The sequence below is a fragment of the Streptomyces phytophilus genome, from assembly GCF_013870535.1.
GTDB lineage: Bacteria > Actinomycetota > Actinomycetes > Streptomycetales > Streptomycetaceae > Streptomyces > Streptomyces phytophilus.
Genome location: NZ_JACBXC010000221.1, coordinates 1 through 6,779, shown reverse-complemented (window position 1 = coordinate 6,779; position 6,779 = coordinate 1). Strand labels below are relative to the sequence as shown.

Sequence of the window (6,779 nt, the reverse complement as noted above, 5' to 3'; positions counted from 1 at the left end):
AGCCGTTTCAGCCAACCCAGCCAACCCGGCCGACGCCGCCACCGGCCCGGCAGCCTCGTGCAGAGACGCCTCGACGCCGCTGACCGCGCCGACGAGCACCACGACCCCCGAGACGACCGTCATCCCTTCGAACACATCCGCCGCCTTCCCTGGGGCCTGTTTGAGTCAAATCCACCAACGAGACCCGCCCGGCGCCCGTCACCGCGGCGCCCACTCTTCACATATTCCGATTCCGCGCAGGTCGGACAAGCCGACCGCCTCCCCGGCCCCGCAAGCACACAGCGTTGCCAATAGTCACCTAACGTGATACACACAGGAAAGCCAGTGGAGAACGCCGAACACCCTTGTGAAATCGCCGCGGTTGACGCCAAATCGACTCTCACACGGGCATCATCAGAGAGGATGGACGATGACTCCTGCCGTCCACCCCGGACGGCAACACAGCGCATGGGGCGGTGAGTTACGACATGTTCCTGGCAGCCGACAAGGGCGACATCAACACCATCATCGGCGGTATCGCCCCTGACTGGGGCCCCTTCGGAAGCCTGGGCCAAGAAGCGCGCGTGATGATCGAAGTGGTCATGGCGGTCGCGATCCTGCTGTGCCTGGGCATAGCGATCTGGGGCGCGGCCAAGCAGCGCATCGGCGCGACCGCGCTGCGCGACACGTTCAGCGCGGAGCAGGGCAAGGGGCTGATCGTCGCGGGACTGACGGGAGTGTTCATCATCGGCTCCCTCGGCACCGTGTTCACGATCGTGTACGGAATGGCGGTGTAGGCCGGGCCGTGACTTCAGGGCCAGGCGTACGGCGAACAGCGGTGCGGCACACGGCGACGGGACGTCGCCCGAGCCCGCGAGCACCCGGGAGGCAGCCACCCCCCGGCCGCGGCCCGGGTACCCCCGTACGCCGTCGGACGGCGCACCGCTACCTTCTTGTGCCTACGGCACGCCGGCGCAACGCAGCACCGGCGCACGGAGGGGGTGACCCGGCATGAGCCACGACGACGACTACGTCGACTACGCCACCTCGGAACCCGGCACCCGCACCCGCTTCGCCGAAGGCGACAACGACGCCCGCTACGGCGCCCCGCGCCGCGGCGGCCGCGTGTCGCCGTCCCGCGCGATGGTCACGGTCGTGGGCGTCGTGGTCCTCCTGATCGCCGCCATCGCGTTCGCCAACCGCGGCGGCAACACCCAGGACGACGACCCCGACACCGCCGCCAACCCCGACACCAGCACCCAACCCACCGCCCCCACGGGCGACACCCCGGCCAAGACCGCCACCAACGGCATCCCCACAGGCTTCCCCCACTCCGCAGAGGGCGCCCAGTCGGCAGCCGCGAACTACGCCGTCGCGCTCGGCGGCGACCAGATGTTCACACCCGAAGGCCGCCACGAGCTGGTCGACGCCCTGTACACACCGGAATCGGCGGAGAAGACCAAGGCCGGAATGGACGCCGCGTACTCCGAGGACCTCCTCGCCAACCTCGGCCTCGACGCCGAAGGCGAGCCCCCCTCCGGCATGACCTTCATCTCCCGGACCGTCCCGATCGGCACGACGGTCAAGGCGTACGAGGACGGAGCGGCCACCGTCGCCGTCTGGTACACCGGCCTGATCGGCCTGGCGGGCCCCGACTCGGACGTGCCCGTACGCACCACCTGGCACACCTGGACCTTCGAACTCCAGTGGTCGGACGGCGACTGGAAGATCGCCGCCGACTCCCAGAAGCGGGGCCCCGCCCCCGTCCCCGGTGACGTACCGGCGGCGACCGACGAGCAGATCGAGGACGCCGTCGAGCAGTTCGGAGGCTTCACCTATGCCCGGTAGCCCGCGGCGCCGCATCGCCTCAGCCCTCGCCCTGCTCGCCGGTGGGCAGGCCGCCCTCCTGCTCGCCGCCCCCCGCGCCCTCGGCGCCGTACCCGCGCAGGACGGCGGCAGCGCCTGCGACAGCCTCATCGGCCCTGCCCGGGACTACTGCGAGAAGGAGGACGACGGCGGCCGCTCCGCGCCCAACTCCCCCGGCGACGTCACGGAGTCCGTCGACCCCCTGTCCTCGCTGGCCAAAGGGTGTGCCGAAGCCGCGGCATGGACCATCGACAAGCTCTCCGACGCCGTCACCTCCACCACCACCGTCGACTTCACCAACGCCACCTTCCTGCGCCAGTACGCCGTCGTCTTCGCCGCCTCCACCATCCTCACGCTCACCCTCTGGCTCCTCGCCGTGGCCAAGCGCGCCATCCGCGGCGTCCCCCTCGGCGAAGCCCTCGGCGAGGCCATCGGGTTCCTCTGGCTCACCGTCCTCGCCTCCGCCTTCACCCCCCTCGTCCTCTACACCCTCGTCACCGCCACCGACTCCGTCACCGAAGCCATCGCCTCCGGTACGTCGTCCAACACCGACACCTTCTTCGGCGGCTTCTCCGAAGCGCTCAAGAAGGGTGAGGACATCGGCGGCGGGCCGATCATGCTCATCGTCGTCTCCCTCGTCTCCGTGCTCGCCGCAGGCGTGCTCTGGCTGGAGCTCGTCATCCGCGCCGCCCTCCTCTACGTCGGCGCCCTCCTCGGCACCGCCGTCTACGCCGGGCTCGTCGACAAGAACATGTGGCACCACGTCCGCCGCTGGGCCGGGATCATGATCGCCGTGATCCTCGTCAAACCGGTCATCGTGATCGTCCTCGGCCTCGCCGGCGCCCTGTCCGCCGAGGAGGGGCCCGACGCCTTCTCCGCCGTCGTCTCCGGCCTCGCGATCATCCTGCTCGCCATCTTCGCCAGCGCGATGATCTACCGCTTCGTGCCCGGCTTCGGCGACGAGATCATGACCGCCAAGCAGGGCCGCCGCGCGACCTCCGCCAACCCGGCCTCCGCCGTCATGGCCACCCCCGCCGCGCTCGTCACCGCGGGCATGAAGACCCACGGCTCCCGCACCTCGTCCTCCGGCGGCGGCGCCAGCGGGGAGTCCCGCTCCGCCGCCCGGCCCGCCAACCCGGTCGCGGGCGGCGTCTCCGCCCACAGCACCCGCCCGCAGCAGTCCGCCCCGCCCAAGCCCAGCACCGCCAACCAGAGTTCCGGCGGCTCCCGCCCCGGCTCCGGGTCCGGCTCGCAGGGCGGCCGCGGCGTGCCCCCGCAGTCCTCCCAACAGCCCGGAAACAGGAGGTGACCTGCGGTGACCACGCACGACACACCACCGATCACCCCCCGTCGCACGTACCTCATCGGCAAGGCCCGCCCCAACGCCATCGTCGGCCGCAACCGCGAGACCGGCGAGATCGGCCTGATCATCGGCGGCGCCTTCCTCGGCATGATGTGCGGCCTCCTCGTCCCCGTGCTGATGCTGCGCATCGTGCTGCTCATGGGCTTCCCGATGCTCGCCCTCGCCGCCGTCTACGTCCCGTACCGCGGCCGCACCTTCTACCGCTGGTTCGAGATCAACCGCAACCACCGCCGCCTCCTGCGCAGCGGCGCCGCCGTCTACCGCTCCGGCGCGCAGGAAGCCGGCACCCGCCTCAGCGGCGAGGAGGTCGCCGTCGGCACGCCGCCCGGCATCGGCCGCATCAACTGGCAGGTCGCCCCCTTCGGCCCGGACGAGATCGCCGTCCTGCTGCACGCCGACCGCCGCACCGTCACCGCCGTCATAGAGATCGAGGGCCCCGGCGTCGGCCTGCGCGACAGCGAGGACCAGGAAGCCCTCGTCGACCGCTTCGGCACGCTCCTCAAGCACGCCGCCAACGGGGACGGCTTCGTACGCCGCCTGCAGATGCTCGCCCGTACGCTGCCCGCCGACCCCGACGCGCACGCCAAGGACGTCTCGCAGCGCGGCGACCCGCGCGCGCCGCAGTGGATAAAAGGCTCGTACGACCAGCTCCAGTCCATGGTCTCCACCTCCTCCGAGCAGCACCGCGCCTACCTCGTCGCCTGCATGCCCTACACGCGCGACCTCGGCCAGGAGGCCACGGTCATGGGCCGGGCGACCAAGCAGAGCCGCGACGAGTGCATCGCCGTCATCATGGCCCGCGAGCTGGGCGACATCTGCGCCCGTCTCGCCGAGGCCGACATCCGCGTACGGCAGCCACTGGGCATCGCGCGCCTCGCGGCCCTCGTGCACTCCATGTACGACCCTGACCACCCCATCGACCACATCCAGGCCATGACCCAGCGCAACGCCTGGCCGGCCGAACTGGACGCCGTGGACCCGCAGTACCTGCGCGCCAAGACCCGCGAGTCGGCGACCCGCGACCCCTGGTGCCACGCCACCGCGTGGGTGAAGGAATGGCCGATGACCCCTGTCGGCGTGAACTTCCTCGCCCCGCTCCTCGTCCACACCCCGGACGTCATCCGCACGGTCGCCGTATGCATGGACCTGGAGCCCACAGAAGTGGCCATCGAGCGGATGCTGACGGAGAAGACGAACGACGACGCCGAGGCGTCCCGGCAGGCGAAGATGAACCGCGTCGTCGACCCCCGGGACATCGCCCACCACACCCGCATCGACCAGCGCGGCGAGGATCTCGCCTCCGGCGCCGCCGGCGTGAACCTCGTCGGCTACCTCACGGTCTCCGCCCGCTCCCCCGAGGCCCTCGCCCGCGACAAGCGCACGATCCGCGCCTCGGCGGGGAAGTCATACCTGAAACTGGAATGGTGCGACAGAGAGCACCACCGCGCCTTCGTGAACACGCTGCCTTTCGCGACCGGGATCAGGTGACCCATGGCTCAGCGGTTGTTGCTCCACCACGGGACGGCACGCGCGCCGCGGCGCTGCGGCCCGCCACCCCCCGCTCCGGTCCCCGCCCGGAAGGGCACCCCGCGCCTCCGCGCGCTCGTCAGCACCCTGCCCTTCGCGACCGGGATCAGGTGACCCCCCATGGCCGACCTCCTCGATCTGGCGACGCGCGCCTTCGCGGGCTTCGTCTTCGGCAAGACGGAGACCCAGCGGCTGCCCGTGCGCACCTCCACCGCGCAGGCGCAAGCCGTCTACCTCCCCACCGCCGCGCCCGGACTGGGCGACTCCGGCGTGATCATCGGCCGCGAGGTCTACAGCGGCAAGGGCTACATCTACGACCCCTTCCAGCTCTACGGCCAGCAGCTCCCGGCGCCGCACTGGCTGGTCCTCGGTGAGTCCGGCAACGGCAAGTCCGCGCTGGAGAAGACGTACGTCCTACGCCAGTTGCGCTTCCGCGACCGCCAGGTCGTCGTGCTCGACGCCCAGGGCGAGGACGGCGAGGGCGAGTGGGCGCTCATCGCGCAGGAGCTGGGCATCACCCCCATCCGCCTGGACCCCCTCGCGGCCCTCGACATCGGCATCCGCCTCAACCCCCTCGACCCGGCGATCACCTCCACCGGCCAGCTCGCCCTGCTCCGTACGATCATCGAAGTCGCCACCGGCAGCGGCCTGGACGAGCGCTCCGGCTTCGCCCTCAAGGTCGCCCACGCGTACGTCAACGAGACCGTGACCGACCGCCAGCCGGTGCTCACCGACATCGTCGAGCAGCTCCGCCACCCCGCCCCGACCGCCGCCGAGGCCATGAACGTCGACGTCGAGGACGTCCGCAACTGGGGCCTTGACGTGGCCCTCGTCCTCGACCGCCTCGTCGACGGCGACCTGCGCGGCATGTTCGACGGCCCGACGACCGTCGGCATCGACCTCGACTCGCCGCTCATCATCTTCGACCTGTCCCACATCGACCGGAACTCGATCGCCATGCCGATCCTCATGGCGATCGTCGGCGTGTGGCTGGAGCACACCTGGATCCGCCCCGACCGCAAGAAGCGCATCTTCCTGGTGGAAGAGGCGTGGCACATCATCAACTCCCCCTTCGTCGCCCAGCTCTTCCAGCGGCTGCTGAAGTTCGGCCGCCGGCTCGGCCTCTCCTTCGTCGCCGTCGTCCACCACCTGTCGGACGTCGTGGACGGAGCGGCGGCACGGGAGGCGGCGGCGATCCTCAAGATGGCGTCGACACGCACGATCTACGCCCAGAAAGCGGACGAGGCCCGTGCGACGGGAAAGGTCCTCGGGCTGCCGCGCTGGGCGGTGGAGATCATCCCGACGCTCACGCCCGGCATCGCCGTCTGGGACGTCAACGGCAACGTCCAGGTCGTCAAGCACCTGGTGACCGAGGCCGAACGGCCGCTGGTCTTCACCGACCGGGCCATGACGGAGTCCGCCCCGGTGCCGGCCCTGGAGGCGGCGGACGACACCGGTCCGGTGGTGATGGAGAAGGAATCGACGGTGGCCTGAGATGGCGCAGGGTCGCGGTGGACGAAACCGGGGCGGGGACCAGGACAGCCCGGAGCGGGGCATCCCCGACGCCCTGCTCCTCGGCGTACTGGCATTCCTGCTGGGCCTCACCATCCTCGTGTGGACGGCGACGGGCCTGTCCGGGGTGCTGGCGCACGGGGCATGGCCGGACGGCGTCACGTTCACCAGGACACCGCTGGCGATGCGCGAGCTGGTCTCGGAGCCGCACGACCTGCCGGCCGCCTGGTCGGACACGCCGGCGAAGTCCCTCTCGGGGTGGGGCCTGTTCTGGGGCGTGTTCATCAGCCAGTTGATGGTGCTCGGCACGTTCACGCTCGTGGGGATGACGACGCTGGCGAGCTGGCGGGCCCGCCGGGCCGCGGCACGCAAGGCGGCGGCGGGGGACGAGGCGCTGGCAGACGGCCTGGACGACCGCTACGACGGGTACGGGGACCACGGCGGCTACGAGGACACGGGGCGCCGGGGCCCCTGCCGAGGGTCCCGCGGCGTGCTCTGCTGCGGGACCCTCGGCAGGGGCCGCGTCGGCGGT

5 protein-coding genes and 1 pseudogene are annotated in these 6,779 nt (G+C 71.1%); all 6 read left to right on the top strand.

Annotation, left to right across the window (positions count from 1 at the left end):
• The first annotated feature begins 467 nt into the window (after nt 1–467).
• Complete coding sequence (locus H5J30_RS13045; protein ID WP_018840935.1) at nt 468–776, top strand: DUF8827 family protein; 309 nt, start codon at nt 468–470, stop codon at nt 774–776.
• Between the two features lie 214 nt (nt 777–990).
• Entirely contained in the window at nt 991–1,827 is an 837-nt protein-coding gene (locus tag H5J30_RS13040) for a DUF8175 domain-containg protein (protein WP_181787598.1), read from the top strand.
• Entirely contained in the window at nt 1,817–3,154 is a 1,338-nt protein-coding gene (locus H5J30_RS13035) for a hypothetical protein (RefSeq protein WP_181787597.1), read from the top strand. The genes H5J30_RS13040 and H5J30_RS13035 overlap by 11 nt, the downstream gene beginning before the upstream one ends.
• 6 nt (nt 3,155–3,160) lie before the next feature.
• Entirely contained in the window at nt 3,161–4,696 is a 1,536-nt protein-coding gene (locus H5J30_RS13030; protein WP_181787596.1) for an SCO6880 family protein, read from the top strand.
• A 159-nt stretch (nt 4,697–4,855) separates the two neighbouring features.
• Nucleotides 4,856–6,229: an ATP-binding protein gene (locus H5J30_RS13025; protein ID WP_181787595.1), complete on the top strand. Its 1,374-nt coding sequence runs from the start codon at nt 4,856–4,858 to the stop codon at nt 6,227–6,229.
• Nucleotide 6,230: 1 nt separating this feature from the next.
• Nucleotides 6,231–6,779 (top strand): annotated as a pseudogene (locus H5J30_RS13020) (hypothetical protein); the annotation flags it as partial.